Annotated in this window: 20 protein-coding genes; 12 read left to right on the top strand and 8 right to left on the bottom strand. The window is 65.8% G+C overall.

The annotated features are described in order from the left end of the window. Positions 1-145: 145 nt before the first annotated feature. From N800_RS01095 to N800_RS01080, 4 genes are read left to right on the top strand one after another with little or no spacing between them, the layout of a single operon-like run. Positions 146-1,279, top strand: a complete 1,134-nt coding sequence (locus tag N800_RS01095; protein WP_036133747.1) for an efflux RND transporter periplasmic adaptor subunit — start codon at positions 146-148, stop codon at positions 1,277-1,279. 15 nt (positions 1,280-1,294) lie between these two features. Further along, a complete protein-coding gene (locus N800_RS01090) occupies positions 1,295-4,762 on the top strand; it encodes an efflux RND transporter permease subunit (RefSeq protein WP_036133744.1) in 3,468 nt (1,155 codons plus the stop codon). Next, positions 4,759-7,854 carry an efflux RND transporter permease subunit gene (locus N800_RS01085; RefSeq protein ID WP_036133742.1) on the top strand — a complete coding sequence of 1,032 codons (3,096 nt, stop codon included), beginning with the start codon at positions 4,759-4,761 and terminating at the stop codon, positions 7,852-7,854. The genes N800_RS01090 and N800_RS01085 overlap by 4 nt, the downstream gene beginning before the upstream one ends. 50 nt (positions 7,855-7,904) lie before the next feature. Beyond that, positions 7,905-9,023: a DUF5694 domain-containing protein gene (locus tag N800_RS01080; RefSeq protein ID WP_036133738.1), complete on the top strand. Its 1,119-nt coding sequence runs from the start codon at positions 7,905-7,907 to the stop codon at positions 9,021-9,023. Positions 9,024-9,060: 37 nt separating this feature from the next. Here N800_RS01080 and N800_RS01075 read toward each other — a convergent pair whose 3' ends face one another. The 5 genes from N800_RS01075 to ykgO form a co-directional block, all read right to left on the bottom strand. Continuing rightward, positions 9,061-10,275 carry a TraB/GumN family protein gene (locus N800_RS01075; RefSeq protein ID WP_036133899.1) on the bottom strand — a complete coding sequence of 405 codons (1,215 nt, stop codon included), beginning with the start codon at positions 10,273-10,275 and terminating at the stop codon, positions 9,061-9,063. A 10-nt stretch (positions 10,276-10,285) separates the two neighbouring features. After that, positions 10,286-11,176 (bottom strand): carbon-nitrogen hydrolase, encoded by an 891-nt coding sequence (locus N800_RS01070; protein ID WP_036133735.1) that lies wholly within the window; start codon positions 11,174-11,176, stop codon positions 10,286-10,288. 171 nt (positions 11,177-11,347) lie between these two features. Next, positions 11,348-12,385 (bottom strand): agmatine deiminase family protein, encoded by a 1,038-nt coding sequence (locus N800_RS01065; RefSeq protein WP_036133731.1) that lies wholly within the window; start codon positions 12,383-12,385, stop codon positions 11,348-11,350. A gap of 16 nt (positions 12,386-12,401) precedes the next feature. Beyond that, positions 12,402-12,689, bottom strand: a complete 288-nt coding sequence (locus tag N800_RS01060) for a hypothetical protein (protein ID WP_052107790.1) — start codon at positions 12,687-12,689, stop codon at positions 12,402-12,404. Positions 12,690-13,000: 311 nt separating this feature from the next. Continuing rightward, on the bottom strand, positions 13,001-13,126 hold the full coding sequence (ykgO, locus tag N800_RS01055; protein WP_010342887.1) for a type B 50S ribosomal protein L36: 126 nt from the start codon (positions 13,124-13,126) through the stop codon (positions 13,001-13,003). Positions 13,127-13,399: 273 nt separating this feature from the next. Here ykgO and cmk point away from each other — a divergent pair, with 273 nt between their 5' ends. The 7 genes from cmk to N800_RS01020 all read left to right on the top strand — a co-directional run bounded on the left by cmk (position 13,400) and on the right by N800_RS01020 (position 20,835). Further along, positions 13,400-14,080 carry a (d)CMP kinase gene (gene cmk / locus N800_RS01050; RefSeq protein WP_036133726.1) on the top strand — a complete coding sequence of 227 codons (681 nt, stop codon included), beginning with the start codon at positions 13,400-13,402 and terminating at the stop codon, positions 14,078-14,080. Between the two features lie 201 nt (positions 14,081-14,281). Next, positions 14,282-15,967, top strand: coding sequence for a 30S ribosomal protein S1 (rpsA, locus tag N800_RS01045; RefSeq protein ID WP_036133723.1), 1,686 nt, complete (start codon positions 14,282-14,284; stop codon positions 15,965-15,967). Positions 15,968-16,058: 91 nt separating this feature from the next. Next, positions 16,059-16,361: an integration host factor subunit beta gene (locus N800_RS01040; RefSeq protein WP_036133720.1), complete on the top strand. Its 303-nt coding sequence runs from the start codon at positions 16,059-16,061 to the stop codon at positions 16,359-16,361. 93 nt (positions 16,362-16,454) lie between these two features. Continuing rightward, on the top strand, positions 16,455-16,715 hold the full coding sequence (locus N800_RS01035; protein WP_036133716.1) for a hypothetical protein: 261 nt from the start codon (positions 16,455-16,457) through the stop codon (positions 16,713-16,715). A 2-nt stretch (positions 16,716-16,717) separates the two neighbouring features. After that, positions 16,718-17,896, top strand: a complete 1,179-nt coding sequence (gene lapB, locus N800_RS01030; RefSeq protein WP_036133714.1) for a lipopolysaccharide assembly protein LapB — start codon at positions 16,718-16,720, stop codon at positions 17,894-17,896. Positions 17,897-17,899: 3 nt separating this feature from the next. Then, positions 17,900-18,925 carry an MraY family glycosyltransferase gene (locus N800_RS01025; RefSeq protein WP_036133711.1) on the top strand — a complete coding sequence of 342 codons (1,026 nt, stop codon included), beginning with the start codon at positions 17,900-17,902 and terminating at the stop codon, positions 18,923-18,925. Beyond that, entirely contained in the window at positions 18,922-20,835 is a 1,914-nt protein-coding gene (locus N800_RS01020) for a polysaccharide biosynthesis protein (RefSeq protein ID WP_036133707.1), read from the top strand. The genes N800_RS01025 and N800_RS01020 overlap by 4 nt, the downstream gene beginning before the upstream one ends. 44 nt (positions 20,836-20,879) lie before the next feature. On the opposite strand, the gene N800_RS01015 is transcribed toward N800_RS01020, so the two are convergent. After that, entirely contained in the window at positions 20,880-21,335 is a 456-nt protein-coding gene (locus tag N800_RS01015; protein WP_036133704.1) for a hypothetical protein, read from the bottom strand. Here N800_RS01015 and N800_RS01010 point away from each other — a divergent pair. Beyond that, positions 21,326-22,657: an NAD(P)/FAD-dependent oxidoreductase gene (locus N800_RS01010; RefSeq protein ID WP_332257232.1), complete on the top strand. Its 1,332-nt coding sequence runs from the start codon at positions 21,326-21,328 to the stop codon at positions 22,655-22,657. The genes N800_RS01015 and N800_RS01010 overlap by 10 nt on opposite strands. A 53-nt stretch (positions 22,658-22,710) precedes the next feature. Here the strand turns inward: N800_RS01010 and N800_RS01005 are convergent, their stop codons facing one another. Both N800_RS01005 and N800_RS01000 read right to left on the bottom strand, forming a co-directional pair. After that, positions 22,711-23,919 carry an acetyl-CoA C-acyltransferase gene (locus tag N800_RS01005; protein ID WP_036133698.1) on the bottom strand — a complete coding sequence of 403 codons (1,209 nt, stop codon included), beginning with the start codon at positions 23,917-23,919 and terminating at the stop codon, positions 22,711-22,713. A gap of 23 nt (positions 23,920-23,942) precedes the next feature. Continuing rightward, positions 23,943-26,318, bottom strand: coding sequence for a 3-hydroxyacyl-CoA dehydrogenase/enoyl-CoA hydratase family protein (locus tag N800_RS01000; protein ID WP_036133695.1), 2,376 nt, complete (start codon positions 26,316-26,318; stop codon positions 23,943-23,945). Positions 26,319-26,345 lie beyond the last annotated feature (27 nt).

The following is a 26,345-nucleotide window of genomic DNA, read 5'->3' as shown; positions in this document are numbered from 1 at the left end:
GAAGTCATGGCGAGCAGGGCACTTCTCCGATCCATGGCGACGGTCACCATGACCTTCGGCGCATGGCTAATACGAGGAGGTGATTTACCTTGATACAACACCGGCACAAGCGCCGGTCCCATCCCCCTATCAAGGTCATCCCACCATGCGTCACTTCAACCTCATCCATGGATCCGGACTGCTGCGCGCTGGCGCGCTGGCGTTGGCCTGCGGGCTGGCCCTGAGCGCCTGCAAGGGCGGGAACGGGGATGCGCAGGCCAAGGCGCCCGACAAGAACGCGGTCGAGGCCGTCCCGGTGGAGGTGGCCAAGGCCACGCGCCGGTCGGTCGCCGCCAGCTACAGCGGGACCGCGCCGCTGGAGGCCCGCGGCGAGTCGCAGGTGGTGGCCAAGACCTCCGGTGTCGCGCTGAGCGTGATGGTGGAGGAAGGCCAGCATGTCCGGGCCGGACAAGTCCTGGTACGGCTGGATTCGGCCCGTGCATCGCTGCAGGCTGCGCAGAGCGCGGCGCAGATGCATAAGTTGCAGAACGAGTACGCCCGCGCCCAGCAGTTGATGGCGCAGAAGCTGATCAGTGCCGCCGACCACGACCGCATCCGCTTCGACCTGGAGAATGCCCGCGCGGTGAACCGCCTGGCCAACCTCGAGCTGTCGTATGCCAACGTCGTGGCGCCGATTTCCGGCGTGATCGCGTCCAAGTCGATCAAGCCGGGCAACTTTGTCCAGATCAACACGCCGATCTTCCGCATCGTCGATACCTCGCGGTTGGAGATGGTGCTGAACGTGCCAGAGCGTGAGTTGGCCACGCTCAAGGCCGGCCTGCCGGTGGAGCTCAAGGTTGACGCATTGCCGGGTCGCAGCTTCCAGGGTGAAGTGGATCGAGTGGCGCCGGTGGTGGACTCGGGTAGCGGCACGTTCCGCGTGATCTGCACTTTTGACGGCGAAGGCGCGTTGCAACCGGGCATGTTCGGCCGCATCGCCATCGCGTATGACAACCGCGCCGATGCGCTGGTGATTCCGCGCACGGCGCTGCTGGAAGGCGAGGCCGATACGGCGGTGTTCATGGTCAAGGCCGGCAAGGCGCAGCGCGTGCCGGTCGCACTGGGCTACATCGACGGCGAGTGGGTGGAGGTGCGCAAGGGCGTGCAGCAGGGCGACGAAGTGGTCGTGGCCGGCAAGAACACCCTGCGCGATGGCATGGCGGTGAGCGTGATCGGCCAGCCGGGCAAGCCGGTGGCGGCCAAGCCGGCCTCGACCAAGCCTGCTTCGAACAAGCAGTAAGCGGAGACCCTCCCCGTGACGCAGCCCTCGGACGCGCGCTCTTTCGATCTGGTCGAGTTCTCCACCCGCCGTCGCGTGACGGTGGCGATGGTGACCTTGACCTTCCTGCTGTTCGGCCTGATTGCGTTGAGCGGGCTGAAGGTCAACCTGCTGCCCGACCTCAGCTACCCCACGCTGACGGTGCGCACTGAATACACCGGTGCCGCGCCGGCCGAGATCGAGACCCTGATCTCCGAGCCGGTGGAAGAAGCCTTGGGCGTGGTCAAGGGACTGCGCAAGCTCAAGTCGGTGTCCCGCGCGGGGCAGAGCGACGTGGTGCTGGAGTTCGCGTGGGGCACGGACATGGACCGTGCCAGCCTGGATGTGCGCGACAAGATGGAGACGCTGCAGCTGCCGCAGGAGGCCAAGCCGCCGGTGCTCCTGCGCTTCAATCCCTCCAACGAGCCGATCCTGCGCCTCGCGCTGTCGGCCAAGGGGGGCAGCGACGACCAACGCGCGCTGGTCATGCTGCGCCGCTACGCCGATGACGACCTGAAGAAGAAGCTGGAGCCGGTGGGCGGTGTGGCCGCCGTCAAGGTCGGCGGTGGCCTTGAGGATGAAGTGCAGGTGGAAGTCGACCCGCGACGTCTGGCGCAGATGGGCCTGTCCGTCGACACCGTCATCAACCGCCTGAAGCAGGAAAACGTGAACGTCTCGGGCGGCCGGCTGGAGGAAGGCTCGCAGCGTTACCTGGTGCGTACCGTCAACCAGTTCGCCAGCGTCGAGGAGATGGGCGAATTGCTGCTGACCGTGCGCAGCGCGGGCAACAACGCCGCGCAGGACGCCATGCTGCAGATGGCGCGCGTGGCCGCGGCCACCGGCTCGGCCGATGCGATGGCTGCCGCTTCGGCAGCGCAGAGCGCATCGGGTGCCGGCAACAGCGCGGCCGCGGGCGGCCTGCCCGTGCGCCTGAAGGACGTGGCCGATGTGCGCCAGGGCTACCGCGAGCGCGAGGCGATCATTCGACTGGGCGGTCGCGAGACCGTGGAGCTGGCCGTCTACAAGGAAGGTGACGCCAACACGGTGTCCACCGCCGATGCGGTGCACGCGCGGCTGGAACAGATCCGCAAGTCGCTGCCGGCAGACGTGGAGCTGACCGTCACCGAGGACCAGTCGAAGTTCATCCGCAACTCGGTCAACGAGGTCAAGAAGGATGCGGTGATTGGTGGCGCGCTCGCCATCCTGATCATCTTCCTGTTCCTGCGCGACGGCTGGAGCACGTTCGTGATCAGCCTGTCGCTGCCGGTGTCGATCGTCGCCACTTTCTTCTTCATGGGGCAGTTTGGGCTGGGTCTCAACGTCATGTCGCTGGGCGGCCTGGCATTGGCCACCGGCTTGGTGGTGGACGACTCGATCGTGGTGCTGGAGAGCATCGCCAAGGCACGCGAACGTGGGCTCGGCATCCTCGAGGCCGCAATCATCGGCACGCGCGAAGTGGGCATGGCGGTCGTGGCCTCCACGTTGACCACCATCGCGGTGTTCCTGCCGCTGGTGTTCGTCGAAGGCATTGCCGGCCAGCTGTTCCGCGACCAGGCGTTGACCGTGGCCATCGCCATCGCGATCTCGCTGGTGGTGTCGATGACGCTGATCCCGATGCTGAGCTCGTTGAAGGGCCGCGCGCCGCTGGCTTTCCCCGAAGAGCCGGCGCATCCGCGCTGGGCGCCCGAGAAACGCTGGCAGAAGCCGGTGGCAGCCACGGGTCGTGGGTTGGGGTGGTTGGTTCGCAGCGCGTTCTTTGCTGTCGCCTGGCTGGTGATCCGAGCATGGCGTGGGCTGGTCACGGTGGTTGCACCGGTGATGCGCAAGGCCAGCGACCTGGCGATGGCGCCGTATGGTCGCGCCGAGAAGGGGTACCTGCGATTGTTGCCGGCCGCCTTGCACCACCCGAGGACGGTGCTCGCCGGCTCGGCCGTGGCGTTCCTGCTCGCCTTGGCAGCCTTGCCATTGCTGGGCACCGACCTGATCCCGCAGTTGGCGCAGGATCGTTTCGAGATGATGGTGAAGCTGCCGCCCGGTACGCCGCTGCATGACACCGATGACGTGGTGCGCGACGTGCAGATGGCGCATACCAAGGAGCCCGGCGTACGCGCGATCTACGGATTCAGTGGCACCGGCACGCGGCTGGACGCCAGTCCGACCGAAAGCGGCGAGAACATCGGTCGCCTGTCGATCATCATGGAAGATGGTGGCAGTGAGGCCGTCGAGGCGGCCACCACCGCACGTTTGCGCGAAACGATGAAGTCTCACCCCGGCGCACAGGTCGACTTCCGTCGTCCCGAACTCTTCAGCTTCTCCACGCCGCTGGAAATCGAGCTGCGTGGTCAGGACCTGGAGGAAATCCGGACCGCAGGCCAGAAGCTGGCCGGGCTGCTGCGCGCCAACCCGCACTACACCGACGTCAAGTCGACGGTGGAGCAGGGCTTCCCCGAAGTGCAGATCCGCTTCGACCAGGAGCGCGCGGCCGCGCTGGGCCTGACCACCCGTCAGCTGGCCGACGCCGTCGTGCGCCAGGTACGCGGCGAAGTGGCCACCCGCTACAGCTTCCGGGACCGCCGCATCGACGTGCTGGTGCGAGCACAGGAGAGCGAGCGTGACTCGGTCGAGAACATCCGCCGACTCGTGGTCAACCCCGGCAGCGCGCGCCCAGTGACGCTGGACGCCGTGGCGGACGTGGTGGCCACCACGGGTCCCAGCGAGATCCACCGCGCCGACCAGGTGCGAGTGGCGGTGGTGTCGGCCAACCTCGATGGCATCGACCTGGGCACGGCGGTCAAGGAGGTCGGCGACATGGTCGCAGCCGACCCGCTTGGTGCCGGTATCGGCATGCACGTGGGTGGCCAGGGCGAGGAGCTCGCCTCTTCCCTGCGGTCGCTGCTGTTCGCCTTCGCGCTGGCGGTGTTCATGGTCTACCTGGTCATGGCCTCGCAGTTCGAGTCACTGCTGCACCCCTTCGTGATCCTGTTCACCATCCCGTTGGCGCTGGTGGGCGCGGTGCTGGCGCTGCTGGTCACCGGCAACTCGATCTCGGTGGTGGTGTTCATCGGCCTGATCCTGCTGGTGGGCCTGGTGACCAAGAACGCGATCATCCTGATCGACAAGGTCAATCAGTTGCGCGAAACCGGAGTGGCGAAGCGTGATGCGCTGGTGGAAGGCGCCCGATCGCGCCTGCGCCCGATCGCGATGACCACGCTGTGCACCCTGTTCGGCTTCCTGCCGCTGGCCATCGCGGTGGGCGAGGGCGCCGAGGTGCGTTCGCCGATGGCGATCACGGTGATCGGTGGCCTGCTGGTGTCCACGCTGCTGACGCTGCTGGTGATCCCGGTGGTGTATGACCTGCTTGACCGTCGCTCCGAGGAGTACTGGCTGGAACGCGGCCGCCGTGCCCGCCAGGCCCGCGCCGAGACCGAAGGTGCGATCGCAGCCGACACGGGGATGGCCGGATGAGCATCGCCGAACTCAGCATCCGTCGCCCCATCACCACGGTCATGTTCTTCGTGACCCTGGTGGTGGTGGGGCTGATCGCCGCGATCCGCCTGCCGTTGGAGGCCTTTCCATCGGTCTCCTTCCCGGTGATCTTCATGCAGTTGCCCTACCAGGGCTCCACGCCGGAAGAGGTCGAGCGGACGCTGGCCCGCCCGGCGGAAGAGGCGCTGGCCACGCTGCCGGGCATCCGCAACATCCAGAGCACGGCAACGGCGAACGGCGCCAACATCATGGTGCTGTTCAGCGATTGGGAGCGTGACGTCAAGATCGCCGCTTCCGAGGCGCGTGAGCGCATCGACGCGATTCGCAACGACTTGCCGGACGAACTAACCCGCATCTTCGTGGGCAACGCCAGCACCGACGACGAACCGGTCCTGGCAATCCGACTGGCCAGCCAGACGCTGGACTTGTCGAAGTCATACGACCTGATCGATCGCGAACTCAAGCGCCGCGTCGAGCGCGTGCCGGGCGTGGCGCAGGTGCGAGTGTCGGGTGCGACGGCCAACGAGGTGGAAATTGCGATTGATCCGCAGCGCCTGACAGCGCACGGATTGTCGCTGGATGAGCTCAACCGCCGGCTGCGTGACCTCAATTTCTCCGTGTCGGCAGGACAGGTGACCGATGGCGGCCAACGCCTGCGCGTGCAGCCGGTGGGTGAGTTGGAGTCGCTGGATCAACTGCGCGAACTGGTGTTGTCGGGCAATGTTCGCCTGGGCGATGTGGCCGATATCCACCTCAAGCCGGCGCGGCTGGACATGGGGCGTCGCCTCGATGGGCGACCCGCGGTCGGTTTGGATGTATTCAAGGAGCGCAGCGCGAACCTTGTCGAGGTCTCCCGGCAGGTACTGGCCGAGGTCGAGCGCATCCAGTCCGAGCCTTCGATGCAGGGCATCCAGGTCAAGATCATCAACGACCAGGGTGCGGTGGTGACCGACTCCCTGCTGGAACTGGCCGAAGCTGGTGCGATCGGCCTGCTGTTGTCGGTGATCGTGTTGTACTTCTTCCTGCGCCACTGGCCGTCGACGTTGATGGTGTCGTTGGCGATCCCGATCTGTTTCATCATGACCTTGGGCTTCATGTACTTCGCCGGGGTCACGCTCAACATCCTCTCGATGATGGGCCTGCTGTTGGCTGTCGGCATGCTGGTGGACAACGCGGTCGTGGTGGTGGAGAGCATCTACCAGGAGCGCGAAAAGAACCCGGGCAACCCGCGCCTGGCGTCGATCCTGGGCACGCGCCACGTGGCGATCGCGCTGTCGGCCGGTACGCTGTGCCATTGCATCGTGTTCGTGCCGAACCTGTTTGGCGAACGCAACGTGCTGGCCATTTATCTGTCCCAGATTGCCATCACCATCTCGGTGTCGTTGCTGGCCTCGTGGCTGGTGGCGGTAAGCCTGATCCCGATGTTGTCTGCGCGGCTCAAGACTCCGCCGGCCTTGACGTCCCGCACTGGCGTGATCCATCGCCTGCAGGAACGCTACGCCAGTTTGCTGCAATGGAGTCTTGCGCACCGCGGCAAGAGCCTGCTGGGCGTGTTCCTGATGCTGGCGATCAGCGTCGCACCGGTGATGTTCACCAAGTACAACATGTTCGGCGGCGACGAAGAGGCCGAGACCGAGATTGGCTACCAGTGGAACGGCAGCTACACGGTCGAGCAGATGTCGGCGGAAGCGGCACGCGTGGAAGACTTCCTTGATGCGCGCCGCAAGGAATACCACATCACCCAGATCTACTCCTGGTTCAGCGAGCAGGGCTGGGGCGGAACGCGCGTGACCTTTGACAAGGACTACAAGGGCGAAATCAAGCCGCTGGTGGATCGCATCAGCCGCGATCTGCCCAAGTCAGCGCGGGCCCGGCTGATCGTTGGGCGACAAGGCGACGGTGGCGGTGGTCCACCCAAGTCCGTGCAATTCCGTCTGGTCGGTGATTCCACGCAGGTGCTGAACGATATCGCCCGCGACATCCTGCCGGTGCTGGAGCGCCGTCCGGAGTTGCGCGACGTGCGCGTGGACACCGGCGACCGCAACCAGGAAGTGCAGGTGCGCATCGATCGTGAGCGCGCCGCGTCCTTCGGCTTCACCACCGAACAAGTGGGTACGTTCGTCGGCATGGCCCTGCGTGGTGCGCGCCTGCGCGACTTCCGCCGCGGCGATACCGAAGTGCCGGTATGGGTGCGCTTCGCGGGCGCCGACCAGTACGGCGCCAAGGAGCTGGCCTCCTTCACGGTGCGCGCCGCGGATGGCCGCCAGGTGCCGCTGATGGCCATGGTCGACGTCGTCCCCGGCGAAGCGGCCAACCAGATCCGCCGCATCAACCGCCAGACCACGCTCACCGTCGAGGCCGCGCCGGACGGCAAGACGACCATGCCGGAGGCGCGCAAGGCGGTCGAGGACACGCTGAAGTCGGTCAACTTCCCGGCAGGCTACAGCCACACCTTCGAGACCCTGCAGTTCTTCGACGAGAGCCAGATGGTCAAGCAGATGATCTTCAACCTGCTGATCGCGCTGGTCATGGTCTACGTGGTGATGGCTGCGGTGTTCGAGTCGCTGCTGTTCCCCTCCGCGATCATGTCCGGCGTGTTGTTCTCGGTGTTCGGTGTGTTCTGGCTGTTCTGGCTCACCGGTACCGAGTTCAACATCATGGCCTTCATTGGCATCCTGGTGCTGATGGGCGTGGTGGTGAACAACGGCATCGTGATGGTCGAGCACATCAACAACCTGCGCCGTCGGGGGCTGTCGCGCACCGATGCGCTGGTCGAGGGGTGCCGCGAGCGCCTGCGGCCGGTGCTGATGACGATGGGCACCGCCATCCTGGCGATGATTCCCATCGCGATGGCGCAGGGCAGCGGTGACGGAATTGCTTACGCGCCGATGGCCCGAGCGATCGCCGGCGGCCTGGCATTCTCCACGCTGGCCACTTTGCTGTTCCTGCCAACCGTGTACGCGATCCTGGACGACTTGGGTCATGGCTCGGGAGGGTTGGTGCGGCGCGCCCGCCGTAGGAAGTCGGACGTGCCGGTCGGGGCGTCGGTGACTGCGCTGGCAGCGGAGTGATGCACGGCTCGCGCACAGGGCGCGGGCCACCGTCCAAGGAGGAGGCAAGGATGAGGAAGCAGCATGGCGCCTCGCTGATCGTACTGGCCTTGGTGTCGGGGGCGTGTTTTGCGGGTAAGGCTGCCGCCGATTCGCCGATACAGGCGCTGAAGCAGCGCATGCACCGTCCCGCGGAAGTGCTGGTGCTCGCAACCCCCCACCTGAGCGGGGTGGAGGGGGTGACCGCTACGCATGTCGACGCCGTGGTCGGCGCGCTCGCAGGCTTCGCTCCGCAGGCAGTCGTCGTGGAGGCGTTACCGCCGCACACGATCGAGGCGATGCAGCAGCAGGCGGACTTGCACCCGGAGGCCCTCGACGCGTTCGTGGGCGCCCGCTTCCACGAACTGGTGGCGGAAAGCCAACGCATGCTGGGTGTCGACCCGGCGGTGGCACGCAAGGCATTGGCAAGCGAGTGCGCGAAGGCCTTGCCCTCGACGGCCGACGCCAACCTGCGATGCATCCGTCTGGCAGCCGCCGCCTGGGACAAGCCTTGGGTGGACTACTTGGCTTGGCGGCACGGCCGACAGTGGTCGACAACCGTGCCGAAGGGCGTGCTCGGTGATCGCATCGGTCGTCTGAAAACGTCAACCAATGAGAACGAACTGCTCGGGGCACGATTGGCCGACCAGTTAGGACAGCCGCGCCTGTTCGGCATGGACGACCATCCCGGGGAAGATGTGTATGGTCCGGTGTTCGAGGCGCTGATCCCGGCGATTGGACAGTCCAAGGCCTACGCGGCGTTCAAGGCCGAGGCGCGCATCATCAAGGAGGCCGGGGAGCGCACCCGTCAGGCGGTCGCCGGTCGCGACCTGCTGCCGCTTTACCGCTGGTTCAACAGCGCCGAGTACAGCGGCCTGGTACTGGACGAGGAGTGGCGCCTGTTCGTCGACCGTGATTTGCCACGGGGGGCAGGCCAGGCTCGCATCGACCTCTGGGATGCGCGTAATCTCGCAATGGTGTCCAACATTCTGCGCGTGGTTAGCCGCCACCCCGGCGAGCGCGTGCTGGTGATCGTCGGTGCGAGCCACAAGCCGTTTTTTGACGATTACCTGACGCGATCGATCGGCGTCCGCGTCCGGCAGTTGGACGAATTCGCCCCGAGCACTGCCACTGCCGGTGCCGCCCCTTGAGGACGGAGGGTGACGTTACCGTGTCGCCCACGCCTGCTCAGCCAAAAAGCGTCCCCAGCATCTTCAGCCCACCGGTCCAAACGCCAATGGCCGTGCCGAGGCTGGTCAGGAAGAAATTGAGCAACACCCGCGCGACGCGGTTCTTCCACCAGCCCGTGATGTGCTGCACGTCGTCGCGCAACGCCATGAAATCGGCATAGGTGGGCTTGCGCAGCCACGCCTCTGTCAGCGCGCTCAGCGTGCCCGAGGCGAGCGCCGGATGCAGCGGTGTAATGGGGGATGCGACAAACGCCACCAGGATGCTGAGCGGGTGGCCGCCAGCCACCGCGCAGCCGATGGCGCCCAGCGCGCCCGTGGCGATCACCCACTGCAGGAGCAGGTCCGAGCCCACATCCAGGCCGCCGCGGTAGAAGCCCCAGGCAAATCCGCCCAGCACGAACACGGCCAGGGCGATCGTGAACCAGGGGGTGTCACTCTTTTTCGGCAGCGCCTCGAGTTCTTCGCGTACCGCCTGCGGTCCACGGGGCTCCTCGCGCAAGTGGTGGGCCAGGCCCTGCAGGTGGCCGGCGCCGACAACCGCCAGCACTTCGCGCGCGTCGCCGTGACTCTCGCGCAGGCGCGCGGCCATGTAACGGTCGCGCTCGGCGATCACCGTGTCGTACAACTCGGGGCTGTCGGAGGCGAATTCGCTGAAGCTGGATGCGAGGATGTCGCCCTGCTTCAGCTTCTCGATGTCGTGGTCGGCCACTTCCTCGTCCACGAACAGGCCGGCCAGCAGGCCACCGCCCATTTTGGCCCGCTGCCAGAACCCGAGGCGGTCTGCGGCGCGCTTGAAGGTGAGCCCGACTTCACGATCGATCAGGTGCACGGGCAGTTCCCGCTGGCGTGCCTCCATCACGGCGCGCTTGAGCTCTGCGCCGGGCTCGATGCCCAACTGTTCGGCCAGGCGCCGCTGGTAGGCCGCCAACGCCAGGTTGGCGGCGAACAGGGCCGTCTTGCCGTTGCGGATCACCTGCACCAGATCCATCTTTGCCAGCGCATCGGGGTCGGTCATCGCCTGCAGGCGTTGCGGGTCCAACTCCACTGCCACTGCATCGAACGCGCCGCTCTGCACGGCGTCGCGCACCGCTTCGACGCTGGCCTGTGACACATGGGCCGTGCCGAGCAGGGTGTAGCGCACCCCGTCGCGCTCCACGACTTCGTGGGGCTGGCCCTGCCAGCCGGGCGCTGCCGCGGTGTCTGCGTCTGTCATGGTGGTCACGTCAATCACGGTAGCGCTTCAGCAGGTCGCCATAGGCGTCGATGCGGCGGTCGCGCAGGAACGGCCAGATCCGACGCACGTGTTCGCTGCGGCCCATGTCGACCTCGGCCATCAGGATCTCGGCGTCGGTGGTGCTGGCTTCGGCGATGATTTCGCCCTGAGGGCCAAGCACGTGGCTGGTGCCCCAGAAATCGATGCCGGCCGCGTCCATTGGCGACTGTTCGTGGCCGATGCGATTGCAGGACAGCACCGGCAGGCCGTTGGCCACGGCATGGCCGCGATGGCTCAGTACCCACGCGCCGCGCTGGCGGTCCTTCTCGGCCTGCGCATCGGTCGGGTCCCAGCCAATCGCGGTCGGATACAGCAGCATTTCCGCACCGGCAAGCGCCATCAGGCGCGCGCCTTCCGGGTACCACTGGTCCCAGCACACCATGACGCCCAAGCGGCCAACGGAGGTGTCGATCGGATTGAAGCCCAGGTCACCCGGGGTGAAATAGAACTTCTCGTAGAAGCCCGGATCGTCGGGAATATGCATCTTGCGGTACTTGCCCGCCGTGGATCCATCGGCGTCAAAGACCACCGCCGTGTTGTGGTACAGGCCGGTGGCGCGCTTCTCGAACAGCGAGCTGACCAGAACAACCCTGTGCTGCTTTGCCAGCGCGCCCAGTTGCTCCGTGCTCGGGCCCGGAATCGGTTCGGCGAGGTCGAACTCGTCCACCGACTCGTGTTGGCAGAAGTAGGGGCCGTTGTGCAGCTCCTGCAGCAGCACCAGCTTCGCGCCGCGCTTGGCGGCTTCGGCCACGCGGTCTTCGATATTGGCGAGGTTGGCCTCGCGGCTGCCGTGGTCGCGGTCCTGGATCAGGGCAACGGGGAGGGTGGAGGGCTTGGCCATCAAAGGTCTCCGAGGCGGGGCAACAGGCGCCGCGATGCGTCGCCTATTGTGCAGGGTCGGGATGAACGGTGTGGGGCGGCCCGGCCGGCACGCGTCCGTCGGGCTGTCCAGGTGGTGATGACGATGACTTGTCAGAGGCGCGCGCGAGGGGCGCGCCCTCAAGCGTCGTGATCAGGCCGCCAGGCCCGCCGGCAGCTGCATGGTGATGCAGTGCAGGCTGCCGTTCTGCCAGATCAGCGGACGGCACGGCACGGCGACGATCTCGCGATCAGGGAAGGCCTTCTGCAGCACGGACACGGCTTCGGCATCGGCCTTGTCGCCATACGCCGGCATCAGCACGGCGCCATTGACGATCAGGAAGTTGGCGTAGCTGGCGGCCAGCCGGCGGCAGTCATCCAGAATGGGTTCGGCCCACGGCAGTTCGAACAGGCGGTAGGGCTCGCCATTGCGCATGCGCAACGCCGCCAGTTCCTGGGCCATTGCCTGCAGTTCGGCGTAATGCGCGTCGTTGGGGTCACTGCAGCCCTGGTACACGATCGCGTCTTCCGCGGCGAAGCGGGCGAGGGTGTCGATGTGGGCGTCGGTGTCGTCGCCCTCCAGATAGCCGTGGTTCAACCACAACACGCGGTCCTGGTGCAGCCAGCCGGCCAGCTTGGCGGTCAGCTCTTCGCGCGGGTGCCCGGGGTGTCGTTCGCTCAGGCACTTCCAGGTGGTCAGCAGCGTGCCATTGCCATCGGTTTCTATTGCGCCACCTTCCAGCGCAAAATCAATGCGTTGCCGCGTACTGTTGACGAAGATTCCCTGATCGTCCAGGTGTTCGACCAGTTCATCGTCCTGGTTGGCTTCGTACTTCCCGCCCCAGCCAGTGAAACGGAAGTCCAGCAGTTCAAAGCCACCGCCGTTGCGCTTGAGCGAAATCGGGCCGGAGTCGCGAAGCCAGGTGTCGTCGTAAGGGGCGGTGATGAAGGTCACGCGGCCCATGTCGATGCGCGCGGATGCCAGCCGGGCGCGGGCATAGGCCTCGACGTCGTCATCGGCCACGCAGATCAGCGCTGGCTGGAAGCGGGTAATGGCCGCCACCAGCGCGATGTAGGTCTCCTCCACGTCCCCCAGGCGTTCAGCCCAGTCGGTGTCGGCGTTGGGCCAGGCAAGCAGGACGGCGGATTGGGGTTCCCATTCCGCGGGGAAACGCAGGGCGTTGTCGGTCATCGGGCGTGTGTGGGGTTCAACGGATGGGGGGCTTCGGGCCGACCTCGGTGGCATCGGCCTTCACGGTGACGGCGTCGATTACCTTGCTCTTCTCGAAATAGACGACGAAGGTGGGGTAGGTCCAGCGATTGATGGTCGGCCACTGGCGCTTCTGGCCGCCCCGCGGCTCCAGCTTTTCGCTGGGTGCGCCGTACTTGGCTTCCACCTGCGCCATGCTCATGCCGCGTGCGGGCATCGAGGCCTTGTTCTCCTCGCTGACGCGCTCGATCAGGAGTGTGTTGCTGGTGACCTCGGTAACAGGCATGGCCTGGTCGCTCGCCTCGGCAGCGGGAGCGTCCTGGGCGACGGCGGTGCCCGCCAGGCCCAGCAGGGTGAACAGCGAGGCGGCTGCGATGCGGGTGTTCATGGTGGCACTCCCTACCTGGTGGATGGGCCGATGTGGATGGCCGATTGTACGCACAGCCGCCACCAACGCGGCAGCGTATGGCGATCACGCTATCAAGCCCCGGTGATGGCCGGGTGCATGGTCCATAACGCAGAAAGCCGCCTCGCGGCGGCTTTCCAGTCGTGATGCCGACCCGCTCCGGACATGCCGGGCAGGGGGCTCCCCGGCTCTTAGCGCTGACGCGCCTTGAAACGCGGGTTCGACTTGCAGATCACGAAGACCTTGCCACGGCGGCGAACGACCTTGCAGTCGCGGTGACGGGCCTTCGCCGACTTCAGGGAGGACAGGACCTTCATGACAGACCTCGGCAAACGGGAGTGGGATAAATCAGCCCGCTATTCTAGCTGGGGTTTTCCTGATTGTTCAAGTGGTTGGGTTTTGGGGTGGGTGGGAAGGGTGCCGGGGCGGAGGGGGGTAGGTACTCGGCTCCTTCGGCGCATCCTGCGCCGAGTCGCCGCCGCCGGCCACCCATGGCCCGCTTTCCACTACCCCTTCCACGCCGACACCTGCGACCCATCCGGCCGCGGACGGAGAGAAAAGCGTTGTCTGGGGGATGCATAATCTCCGTCATGACAGAGACGAATATTCCTGTACTTACCATTGATGGCCCCTCCGGTTCCGGCAAGGGCACCGTCAGCCGGCTCGTCGCCCAAAAGCTTGGCTGGCACTACCTGGACTCCGGCGCCCTCTATCGGGCGGTCGGCGTGGCGGCCGGCTGGGGCGACATCGACCTCGCCGACCCCTCCGCTCTGGTGCGCTGCACCTTCGACACGGCCATCGAGTTCATCGAGGACCCCGAGACCCGCGAGCTGCGGGTGGTGGTCAACGGCGTCGACGCGACCGACGAGCTCCGGACAGAGACGGCAGGCGCCGCCGCCTCGGCCATTGCCGCCATTCCCGAGGTGCGGGCGGCCCTGAAGGACCGCCAGCGGGCATTCCGGCGGCCGCCCGGCCTGGTGGCCGACGGGCGGGACATGGGCACGGTGATCTTCCCGGATGCCTCCTTCAAGGTGTTCCTGACCGCCAGCGCCGACGAACGGGCGGAGCGACGCTATAAGCAGTTGAAGGATAAAGGGGTTTCCGTTACATTTGATGGTCTGCTGCGGGAGATCCTCGCCCGCGACGCCCGCGATGCCAATCGCGCGGTGGCCCCGTTGCGGCCGGCCGATGACGCCGTCCACATCGACACCACCGGCCAAGGCATCGACGAAGTGGTGCAACGCGTGCTGGCCATCGTGCCGGCGCGCTGACGTTTCTACTTTCGTCAGTAGGCGAAATCCTTCGCGGCAGAAGGCCCGATCCGCAATCCCGCGGACGGATCAATCCAACCAACACATGGTGCGGCGGCATAGCACCACATCAATGGGTGGGTCGACCACGGCTTGCTTGTCCATCAATTCCGATGGCCTGCCAACCGGTGCGGCCCGTGTGTTCAACCGAGTATTACTCCAATGACCGAATCATTTGCAGAACTGTTCGAGCAGAGTCAGCAATTCCTGACCAAGCTGAAGCCGGGCGCCATCGTCGTCGGTACCGTTGTCGACGTCCGCGGCGACGTGGTCGTGATCAACGCCGGCCTGAAGTCCGAAGGCATCGTGCCGATCGAGCAGTTCCGTAACGACGCCGGCGAAATCGACGTGGGCATCGGCGACCAGGTGAAGGTTGCCCTTGACTCCATCGAGAACGGCTTTGGCGAAACCGTCCTGTCGCGCGAGAAGGCCAAGCGCGCCATGGTGTGGGACGAACTCGAGGAAGCCCTCGAGAAGAACGAGACCATCACCGGCCGCATCAGCGGCAAGGTCAAGGGCGGCTTCACCGTCGACATCAAGGATGTCCGCGGCTTCCTGCCGGGTTCGCTGGTCGACGTGCGCCCGGTGCGCGACTCGACCTACCTGGAAGGCAAGGAACTCGAGTTCAAGCTCATCAAGCTGGACCGCAAGCGCAACAACATCGTCGTCTCCCGCCGCGCGGTGGTCGAGAGCGAGCATTCGGAAGAGCGCGAGCAGCTGCTCGAGAAGCTGGTCGAGGGCGCCATCCTCAAGGGTGTCGTCAAGAACCTCACCGACTACGGTGCGTTCGTCGACCTGGGCGGCATCGACGGCCTGCTGCACATCACCGACATGGCGTGGAAGCGCGTGCGTCATCCGTCCGAAGTCGTTGAAGTGGGCGCCGAGCTCGACGTCCGCGTGCTGAAGTACGACCGCGAGCGCAACCGCGTCAGCCTGGGCCTGAAGCAGCTGGGCGAGGATCCGTGGGACAACATCGCCCGCCGCTACCCGGCCAACACCCGCGTCTTCGGCAAGGTCTCCAACGTCACCGATTACGGTGCGTTCGTCGAGATCGAGCCGGGCGTCGAGGGCCTGGTGCACGTGTCCGAGATGGACTGGACCAACAAGAACGTCAACCCGTCCAAGATCGTGCAGGTCGGCGACGAGGTTCAGGTCATGGTCCTGGACGTCGACGAGGAGCGTCGCCGCATCTCGCTGGGCATGAAGCAGGTCACCAGCAACCCGTGGGAAACCTTCTCCGTGCTGCACAAGAAGGGCGACAAGGTGGAAGGCCAGATCAAGTCGATCACCGACTTCGGCATCTTCATCGGCCTGGACGGTGGCATCGACGGCCTGGTGCACCTGTCGGACATCAGCTGGAACACCACTGGCGAAGACGTCGTCCGCAACTACAAGAAGGGCGACACGCTGGAAGCCGTGGTGCTGGCCGTTGACCCGGAGCGCGAGCGCATCAGCCTGGGCATCAAGCAGCTGGAGCAGGACCCGATGGGCCACTTCGTCGCTTCCAACGCCAAGGGCTCGATCGTCAAGGGCGTGGTGAAGGAAGTTGACGCCAAGGGCGCCACCGTCGAGCTGGAAGGCGGCATCGAGGGCTACATCGCAGCCCGCGACATCGCCCGCGAGCGTATCGACGACGCCTCGCAGCACCTGAAGGTTGGTCAGGAAATCGAAGCCAAGATCATTGGCAACGATCGCAAGGGCCGCACCATGCAGCTGTCGATCAAGGCCAAGGACCACGCGGAAGAGGCCGAGGCACTGGCCGATTACAACCGCCAGGCTTCCGAAGCTTCCAGCGGCACCACCAAGCTGGGCGCGCTGCTGCGCGAGCAGCTGGGCAAGGGCGAGTAATCAGCCCTGAGCTGTAACGGAGACGGCCCGGCCACGGTCGGGCCGTCTTCCACATGTAGTCCGTACCAACCCTGCGAGCACCGCGAACTCCATGACCAAGTCCGAACTGATCGAGATCCTGTCGCAGCGTCAGCCACACCTGAAGGGTGACGACGTGGATCTGGCGGTGAAGGCCCTGCTGGAGATGATGGGCGGATCGCTGTCCTCCGGAGAGCGGATCGAAATCCGTGGCTTCGGTAGTTTTTCCCTGCATTACCGCCCGCCGCGCCTGGGCCGCAACCCGAAGACGGGCGAGTCGGTTGCGCTGCCGGGCAAACATGTCCCGCACTTCAAGCCCGGCAAGGAGCTGCGCGAACGCGTCAGCGATGTCACGCCGGTCGACGAGCAGGCCTGAACAGGCTTCTGCGCGGAAAGGCGCTGTGGTTGGCTGAACGCGGCCCGCAAGGTCAGCTAAGCTAGCCCCACCGTCGACGCCACGGAGCCCGGCATGCGATTGATCCGATTACTCGTGGCCTTGGCCTGCCTGCTGGCCGGGGCGACCCTGGGCGCATTGAATCGGCAGGCCGCGCTGGTGGACCTTGGCTTCATTTCGGTACCCACCACGTTGGGGGTCGCATTGATCCTGGCGTTGCTGCTGGGTGTCCTGGCTGGTGGCCTCGCGGTCGCCTTCGGCGTGGTCGTGCCGCTGCGACGTCGGTTGTCGCAGGTGACGAACACCACCGCCGCTCCCCCATCCCCCGAGATCTGACGATGGCCTTCATCAGTGAGTGGTTCTGGTTCTTCCTGTTGTTGCCCCTGGCCGCCGCCAGTGGTTGGGTGATCGGTCGCCGTGGCGGCGAACGCCATAGCAACACCCAGATCAGCCGGCTTTCCACCACTTATTTTCGTGGCCTGAACTACCTCCTCAACGAGCAGCCCGACAAGGCGATCGACTTGTTCCTGCACATCGCGGAACTGGACAAGGACACCTTCGAAACGCAGGTCGCGCTGGGCCATCTGTTCCGACGTCGCGGGGAGGTCGACCGTGCGATCCGGCTGCACCAGGCATTGGCGCAGCGCCCCGGTCTGAATGATGCGCAGAAGATCCAGGCCCTGCTCGCGCTTGGTGAGGACTACATGCGCGCCGGCCTGTTGGACCGCGCGGAGACCGTCTTCGGCGACCTGGCGGCACTGGACGCGCGAGCGCCGCTGGCGCTTCGTCACCTGATCGGCATCTACCAGGCCGAGCGCGACTGGGACAAGGCCATCGAGAACGCCCGCCAATACGAGGCTGCCACCGGCGAGTCGATGGGCAAGCTGGTCGCACAATTCGAATGCGAGATTGCCGAACGCCACCGCACAGCAGGCGATCTGGACGCTGCACGCGCCGCGGTGGCGCGCGCGTACGAGGCCGACGCGAATTCGGTTCGCGCCGGCATGATCGAAGGCCGCATCGAGAATGAGTCGGGCAACGATGCAGGGGCCATTCGCGCCCTCGAGCGTGCGGCGCGCGTGGACCCGGATTATCTCCCCGATATCCTGCCGGCCCTGCTGGCCAGCTACGAGCGGGTGGGGGATACCTCCGGCGCGCGCAAGTTCCTTGCGGAGATGACCGAGCATTACCGTGGTATTTCGCCCGTGCTCGCACTCACCCGGATGGTTGAAACCGACGATGGCGTGCCGGCAGCCCGTGCCTACCTGGCGCAGCAGTTGAAGGACCGGCCTTCGGTGAGGGGTGAAGCGGCGCTGATCGATCTGTCGTTGGCAGAAGGTGCGGACCCGGCCGCTACCCTGAGCGACCTGAAGCACATCACCGACCAGTTGCTGGTGCGCAATCCGAGCTACCGCTGCAACCGCTGCGGCTTTGGTGCACGCAGCCATCACTGGCAGTGTCCAAGCTGCAAGGAGTGGGGCACGGTAAAGCCCCTCCTCAATTACGCGGTGGTGTAAGCCGTGCTCTATGCCGTGTTGGTGGCATGGTTGATCGGCACGTTGGGGACGGCCTTGGCCATTCGCTATGCCCATACCCGGGCATTGCTGGACCAGCCCGGGGATCGCCGCAGCCATGAAGCACCGACACCTCGCGGTGGAGGCATCGCCCTCGTGGTCGCCGTACTCGGGGTGGGGGCAGGTTTTTTGTGGGGGCACCAAGGGACCCAAGGCAGAGACGCCTTCGCATTGACGGTCTCCTTCCTGGCGGGGTTCGCGATCGTTGCCGCCATCGGCTGGACGGATGATCACCGTCCGTTGCCGGCGGCGGGGCGACTGCTGGTGCACGTGATCGCCGCTGGCATGTTTGCCTGGGCGTTCTGGTCTGCGACGACACACCCGGGGCTGACCCTGCTCGCCTTCCTGGCGCCATTGGTCCTGGCCAACGTCTGGAACTTCATGGACGGTATCAACGGTATCGCCGCGACCCAGGCGGTAGTGGTTGCGGCCTTCCTGTCGCTGGGGCTGGATGGCGCCTGGCGGGCGCTGGCCTTGGCCACGGCGTCTGCCACCTGGGCTTTCGTGCCGTACAACTTCCCGCGGGCGCGGATCTTCATGGGGGACGTGGGAAGTGGCGCCTTGGGTTTCGCGTTGGGAGGCCTACTGGCAGTGGCGGCCTGGGCTGTTGTCCAGGCGATGCCAGCGCCTTCGTCCGCACTGCTGCTGACCTTGCCGATTTCAGCCTTTCTCATTGACGCCACTTTGACACTTGCCGGGCGCATCCTGCGCGGGGAGCAGTGGTGGACGCCGCATGTCCGGCATGCCTATCAGGCCGCAGCGCGCCAAGTCGGCCACGGGAGGGTGACGATGGGGTTTCTGGGGTGGACCGTGCTAGCCAGCGCGATTGCGGTGTTGACGCGGTCGCAATCAGATTTTTTCGTCACCGCCATCGTGGCCGGGTGGTATACCCTTGGCGCGGTCCTGTGGTGGCAGCTTCAGCGTTGGGCCCAGGTGCGTGAGTCCGTCGTAGGGAGCAGGAACAGCGCATGAGCGCATGGCGTGAAAGATGGGCAGGATGGACTCCGCGTTTCGCGGTAGCCACGCATGACCTGGCGATGGTCTGGTTGGTCTGGCAGGGGCTGCATCGTCTGCGCTATGCGACGATGGCCCAGCCCTTGTCGATGCCGCTGTGGTCGACCGAGATCGGCTTGGTTCTCCTGGCCCAGGGGTTTGTCTTCTGGCGGGTTGGTCTCTACCGGGGGTTGTGGCGCTTTGCGAGCGTCCCGGACTTGATCAACATCGTGAAGGCGTCGCTGTTTGGCCTGGTGGCCATCGGTGTCAGCCTATTCCTGTACAACCGCGGCGAGCTCCTCTCGCGTGCGGCTCTCCTGCTTTATCCCTTTGCCCTGAGTGGCATGCTGGGCGCGCCCCGCGTCCTCTTCCGGACGTGGAAGGACCACAACAGCGAACACGCGCTCCGGCAAGATGCCGTGCGCACCTTGATCCTGGGGGCGGGGCAAGCGGGCGAGGCGCTGGTTCGCGACCTCCGGCGCTCCGGCCACTACCAGCCAGTGGGTTTCCTGGACGACGCAGCCCGCCTTCGGGGGACCTTGGTCCATGGCGTTCCGGTTCTTGGACGCGTAGACGAAGTGGTGCGAATCGCCCGTGAAACTGCGGCGCGCCTGCTGGTGATAGCAATTCCGTCGGCGGATGCCGAAACGGTGCGGCGTGTCGTCGCCGCCAGCGAAAAGACCGGCTTGCCCTTCCGGATGGTGCCCAACCTGCACGACGTGCTGGAAGGCCGCTCGTTGCCCGGCCAACTGAAGGAAGTGGCCATCGAGGACCTGCTGGGGCGCCAGCCGATCATGCCGGATTGGCGTGCCATCCGCGATTGGCTCGGGGGACGTTCGGTCCTGGTCACCGGAGCAGGCGGATCGATCGGCGCTGAATTGTGCCGGCAGAGCGTCCGCCACGGTTCGCGGCGGCTCGCCCTCGTCGAGATCAACGAGTTGGCCCTGATCACGGCCCACGCCGCATTGCGTCGCGATTTCCCCGATGTCGAATTGATCCCCATCCTGGGCGATTGTGGTGACCCGGCGGTGATGCGCCATGCCATGGCGCTCGCCAAGCCGGATACCGTGTTCCACGCGGCCGCCTACAAGCAGGTGCCGTTGCTGGAAGGGCAGATGCGCGAGGGGGTGCGCAACAACGTCCTTACTACGGAAACCGTGGCCGCGGCCAGTGTCGAAGCCGGTGCCGGTACCTTCGTGCTCATCTCGACCGACAAGGCCGTGGATCCGGTCAATGTCCTTGGGGCGACCAAGCGACTTGCGGAAATGACCGCACTTGCATTGACACACGGGCAGCCGACGCGCTGCGTCACCGTGCGATTCGGCAACGTGCTCGATTCGGCGGGGAGTGTCGTACCGATGTTCCGGGAGCAGATCCGCCGCGGTGGGCCAGTGACCGTCACCGATCCCGATGTCACCCGGTACTTCATGACCATCCCCGAGGCCTGCGTACTCATCCTGCAAGCGTCGGCCATGGGCAATCACGAAGCCATCTACACTTTGGACATGGGCGAGCCGGTGGCCATCCGTGTGCTGGCCGAGCAGATGATTCGCCTGGCGGGGAAGCAACCCGGACGGGACGTCGCCATCATGTACACCGGTCTGCGTCCTGGCGAGAAGCTGCACGAGACACTGTTCCACGCCGACGAGCGCTACCGCGCCACCTCACACCCCAAGATCCTGTTGGCGGAGCCGCGCGAGGTCCCCGTGGCGCAGGTGCGCAAGGCCCTCAGTGCCCTTCGGGATGCCAGCCGCGACTACGACAATCCACTACTGGGCGAGTTGTTGCGTGCAGCCGTGCCGGAGTTCACGCCAATGGCGCCGAGTTTCGACATCACTGGCGGTGCCTCCACCGTGATTCCTTTTCCGGGGCGCACCGTCCGACCGTGATCAGGCGGTGCAGCGATTTCAATCTACCGAGGCGCAGCCAGGACTCAGCGGAAGTACCACAAGGTCCACAGCGCCCAACCCACGAGGGCGCCGGCAAGTAGCAGGGCCGCGGTGCTGGAAATTTCAACACGCCGCGCCCAGCGCAGGGCGTGCGCATCCCGCAGAACGCGCACGTCCCGCAATGTTTTGAGTTCTCGGGGCGGGAACCGCCCTTGCAAGCGTGATGCGCGCCCCAGCCGATGCAGGGAAACCGCCAATGCCGCGGCAGGAACCGACAGCGCAAAGCCAAGGGTGGCCAGCAATGCCCGCAGCCACCGCCTCGCAGCATCGGGATCTGCGCTCGAAAGCTGGGGTGCCAAGCCCTGCAGCCAGGCGCTGAGCTGCCACAGGAGCACTGTCAACAAGGTCACCACACCCAACAGTGCCCAGATACTGCGCCTGCGATACCCTTTATCCGCGTAGTGGATTTCCATTTGCCAACCCTTGAACAATGAAGCCATCTGATCCGTTGGGAAGCGCCATGTCCAGACCAGCGGTCAGCTATTACAGCGCAACCGTCGAAAGGAATCCGGAACGGTTTGCACCATTGAAGGGCGCCGAGGAGGTGGACGTATGCGTCATCGGCGGGGGATTTGCCGGCTTGAATGCGGCCTTGGGGTTGCTGGAACGTGGCGTGCGCGACGTCATGGTGCTGGAAGCCCGCGAGGTGGGGCATGGCGCGTCGGGGCGCAATGGCGGGTTCGTATTCGGCGGGTTTTCCCGCGGCGAGGATGCCCTGTTGCGGGACTTGGGGCCGGACCGGGCGCGTACGCTGTATTCCGGCACGCTGCAGGCGGTCGAGACCATCCGTGGCCGTATCGCCCGCCATGCCATCCCGTGCGACTACCGCGATGCAGGCGTGATCTGGGCAAACTGGTTCCGCGACCCGGCCGTGCTTCGCTCCCGACAGCAATTGCTGGCCGACTCCTACGGCGTGAAATGGGACTGGATCGCGCAGAAGGACTTGCGCAACCGCATCCTGACCACGCGTTATTACGACGGATTGTTCGAGCCCTCGGCCTTCCACTTCCATCCCCTGAAATATGCGCTTGGCCTGGCCGAAGCCATCGAGCGCAGCGGCGGGCGCATACACCAAGGCTCACCGGCGGTGAGGCTGACGGCCGAGGGCGCAGGTTGGCGCGTCGAAACGGCCAATGGGTCCGTCGTTGCGCGCCACGTTGTCCTGGCTTGCGGAGGGTATCTGGCGGGCCTGGTGCGACGGGTTGACGCCGCTGTCTTGCCGATTGCGACCTATGTGATGGTGACTCAACCGCTGGGCGCGCGGATGCAGGAGGTACTGCAAACCGAAGCGGCGGTCTACGACACGCGGTTTGCTTTCGACTACTACCGCCCGTTACCCGACACGCGCCTGCTGTGGGGCGGACGGATCTCGGTCCTTGATCGGTCAGCCGCGTCAGTCGAGCGCTTGCTGCGGCGGGACTTGCTCAAAGTGTTTCCGCGACTGGAAGGCGTGGGCGTGGATTACGCGTGGTCGGGACTGATGAGCTACGCGCGCCACCAGATGCCGCAGATCGGAGAAATTGCTCCGGGGCTTTGGCTGGCCCAAGCGTTTGGCGGCCATGGCGTGGCTCCCACGACCTTCGCAGGAGAGGTCGTCGCATCAGCCATTGCCGAAGGCGATCCGCGCTGGCGGGAGTTCGCGGCCTATGGATTGGTTTCAGCGCTGAAGCCGGCAGGTTTCGTTGGGGCTCAGCTGAGTTACTGGTGGGCCGAGTCGCGGGACGCCTGGAAAGACTGGAGCGAGCGACGACACCTGGCTTGAAACGACGACGGCGCCATATGGGCGCCGTCGTGCGAGAGGTGCTGAAGGCGTCGTTACAGCGACTCGAAAATCCCGGCCGCTCCCATTCCGGTGCCGATGCACATCGTCACCATGCCGTACTTCTGCTGGCGACGGCGCAGGCCGTGAACGATGGTCGCGGTGCGGACCGCGCCGGTGGCGCCCAGCGGGTGGCCCAGGGCGATGGCGCCGCCCAGCGGGTTGACCTTGGCCGGATCCAGCCCGCAATCGCGGATCACCGCCAGCGCCTGCGCGGCGAAGGCCTCATTGAGCTCGATCCAGTCAAGCTGATCCTGAGTCAGGCCCGCCTGCTTCAGTGCCTTCGGAATCGCCGCGATAGGGCCGATGCCCATCACTTCCGGGCGCACGCCGGCAACGGAGAAACTCACGAAGCGTGCCAGCGGGGTCAGGCCGTAGTCCTTGACGGCTTGCTCGGAGGCGAGCAGCACCGCACCCGCACCATCGGACATCTGCGAGCTGTTGCCGGCAGTTACGCTGCCCCCAAACATGCCGTTGCGGAACACCGGCTTGAGCTTGGCCAGCCCTTCGATTGACGAGTCGGCACGCGGGCCTTCGTCCAGTTCAACCAGCGATTTCTTCACCCGAATGGCATTGCCGGCCAGATCCGGGATGCGCGAGATGACCTCAAAGGGTGAGATCTCTGCCGCGAACTCACCAGCCTGGATGGCGGCAATGGCCTTCTGGTGCGAGGCGAGGGCGAAGGCATCCTGGTCTTCGCGCGAGACCTTCCATTCCTCGGCCACCTTCTCGGCGGTGATGCCCATGCCATAGGCGATCGCCACGTTCTCGTCGTTGGCGAACACCTGCGGACTGAGCGCGACCTTGTTGCCCATCATCGGCACCATCGACATCGACTCGGTGCCGCCCGCCAGCATCAGGTCGGCGTTACCCAGTCGGATCTGGTCCGCGGCCATGGCCACGGCCTGCAGGCCCGAGGAGCAGAAACGGTTGACGGTCTGCGCCGCTACGGTATTGGGGAGGCCGGCCAGCAGCGCGCCGATGCGCGCCACGTTCATGCCTTGCTCGCCCTCAGGCATGGCGCAGCCGATGATCGCGTCGTCGATGCGGTTGACGTCGATGCCCGGGGCCTGGGCCACCACCGACTTGAACACGTGCGCGAGCATCTCGTCCGGACGGGTGTTGCGGAACACGCCACGCGGGGCCTTGCCCACGGGGGTGCGGGTGGCGGCGACGATGTAGGCGTCTTGAACTTGCTTGGTCATGTCTATGTGTCCTGTGTCGTCGCTCAGTTGCGCAGCGGCTTGCCGGTCTTGAGCATGTGGGCGATGCGCTCCTGGGTCTTGGGCATCTGCGCCAGGGCCACGAAGTGCTCGCGCTCGAGCTTGAGCAGCCATTCCTCGTCGACGACCGCGCCGCGATCCACTTCGCCGCCGCAGACCACGGTGGCGATGCGGGTGGCGATCTCGTAGTCGTGCGGGGAGATGAATCGACCTTCCAGCATGTTCACCAGCAGCATCTTGAAGGTGGCGATGCCGACATCGCCGGCCACGCGGATGGCGCGGGCGGGCAGGGGCGGGCGGTAACCGGACTCGGCCAGCGCGCGAGCCTGCTGCTTGGCCACGTACAGCAGTTCATGGGCGTTGAACACCACCACATCGCTGTCGCGGGCCAGCTTGAGGTTGCGGGCCTCAAAAGCCGAGGCAGACACCTTGCCCATGGCCACGCTCTCGAACGCAGTCTTCAGCTCGGCGAACACGTCACCGTTCGGGCCCGCCTTCTCGGAGGCACGCACGGCGAATTCCTTCAGGCCGCCACCGGCCGGCAGCAGGCCGACGCCGGCCTCGACCAGCCCAATGTAGCTCTCAAGCGCCAGCACGGTACGTGCCGAATGCATCTGGAACTCGCAGCCGCCACCCAGCGCCATGCCGCGCACCGCGGCCACCACGGGCACCTGCGCATACTTGATGCGCTGGCTGGTCGCCTGGAAGTTGGCGACCATCGCCTCGAACTCGGCAATCTTGCCGGCCTGCAACGCACCCAGGGCGCCGGCCAGGTCGGCACCGGCCGAGAACGGCTCCTTCGGCTGCCAGATCACCAGGCCCTTGAACTTCTGCTCGGCGATGGCGACGGCCTGCTGCAGCCCGTCCAGCACGGCGTCGGAAACGGTGTGCATCTTGGTCTTGAAGCTGACCACGGCGATGTCGTCGCCGTCGTCGGCCCACATGCGCACGCCATCGTTCTCGTACACCGTGACGCCCTGCGAGAACTTCTCGCCAAGCAGCGGGTCGGGGAAGCGCTGGCGCTGGTACACCGGGTTGGCCGAGCGCGCGACCATCGTGTTGCGGCCCGGGCTGTAGCTGCCGGCCGTGCCATGCACGCCCTCGCGGCCATCGAACACCCAGTTGGGCAGCGGGGCGTTGCTCATGGCGTTGCCCTGGACGATGTCCTCGGCGATCCACTCGGCGACCTGTTTCCAGCCGGCGGCCTGCCAGCTCTCGAACGGGCCCATCGACCAGCCGTAGCCCCAACGCATGGCGAAGTCCACGTCGCGCGCCGTGTCGGCAATCGACTCCAGGTGGAACGCGCTGTAGTGGAAGGTGTCGCGGAAGCAGGCCCACAGGAACTTGGCCTGCGGGTGGCTGCTGGCGCGCAGCGCGGCGAACTTCTTCGCCGGGTCACGCTCCTTGAGGAGGGCGGCAACCTCGGCATCCAGCTCGCCGGCCTGGGCGCGGTAGTCCTGCGCCTGCAGGTCCAGCACCAGGATGTCCTTGCCACGCTTGGTGTACACGCCGGCGCCGGTCTTCTGGCCCAACGCGCCCTTCTCGATCAGCGCCAACAGCCATTTGGGCGCCTTGAAGTAGGCGTGCCACGGGTCCTCGGGCAGGGTGTCGGCCATGGTCTTGATGACATGGGCCATGGTGTCGAGGCCGACCACGTCCGCGGTGCGATACGTGGCCGACTTGGGGCGGCCGATGGCCGGGCCGGTCAGAGCATCGACCGTGTCGAAGCCCAGGCCCAGCTGCTCGGTATGGTGCATCGCCGCCAGCATGGAGAACACGCCGATGCGGTTGCCGATGAAGTTCGGGGTGTCCTTGGCGATCACCACACCCTTGCCGAGCGTGGTGGTCAGGAACGTCTCCAGTCCCTCCAGCACCGACGCGTCGGTGGTGCGCGCCGGGATCAGCTCGGCCAGGTGCATGTAGCGCGGCGGGTTGAAGAAATGCACCCCGCAGAAGCGGTGGCGCATTTCCTCTGGCAGCACCTCGGCCAGCTTGTTGATGCCCAGGCCGGATGTGTTGGACGCCAGCACCGTGTGGGCTGGCACGAACGGCGCGATCTTCTTGTACAGGTCCTGCTTCCAGTCCATCCGTTCGGCGATGGCCTCGATGATCAGGTCGCAGCCCTTGAGCAGTTCCAGTCCGGTCTCGTAATTGGCAGGCACGATGCGCTCGGCCAAGGCCTTGTCGGCAAGCGGGGCAGGGCTCAGCTTGACCAGGTTGGCGATGGCCTTGGTGACCACGCCGTTGGGGTCACCCTCCTTCGCCGGCAGGTCGAAAAGCACCGTGTCGACGCCGGCATTGGTGAGGTGGGCGGCGATCTGGGCGCCCATCACACCGGCGCCGAGGACGGCGGCGCGGCGTACAAGTAGTTTGTTAGACATTACTTGCAACTCCTTGGAATAAAACGC

The organism is Lysobacter daejeonensis GH1-9, assembly GCF_000768355.1.
In the GTDB taxonomy this organism is placed as follows: Bacteria; Pseudomonadota; Gammaproteobacteria; order Xanthomonadales; family Xanthomonadaceae; genus Aerolutibacter; species Aerolutibacter daejeonensis.
This window is presented reverse-complemented; position numbering and strand designations above follow the sequence as displayed.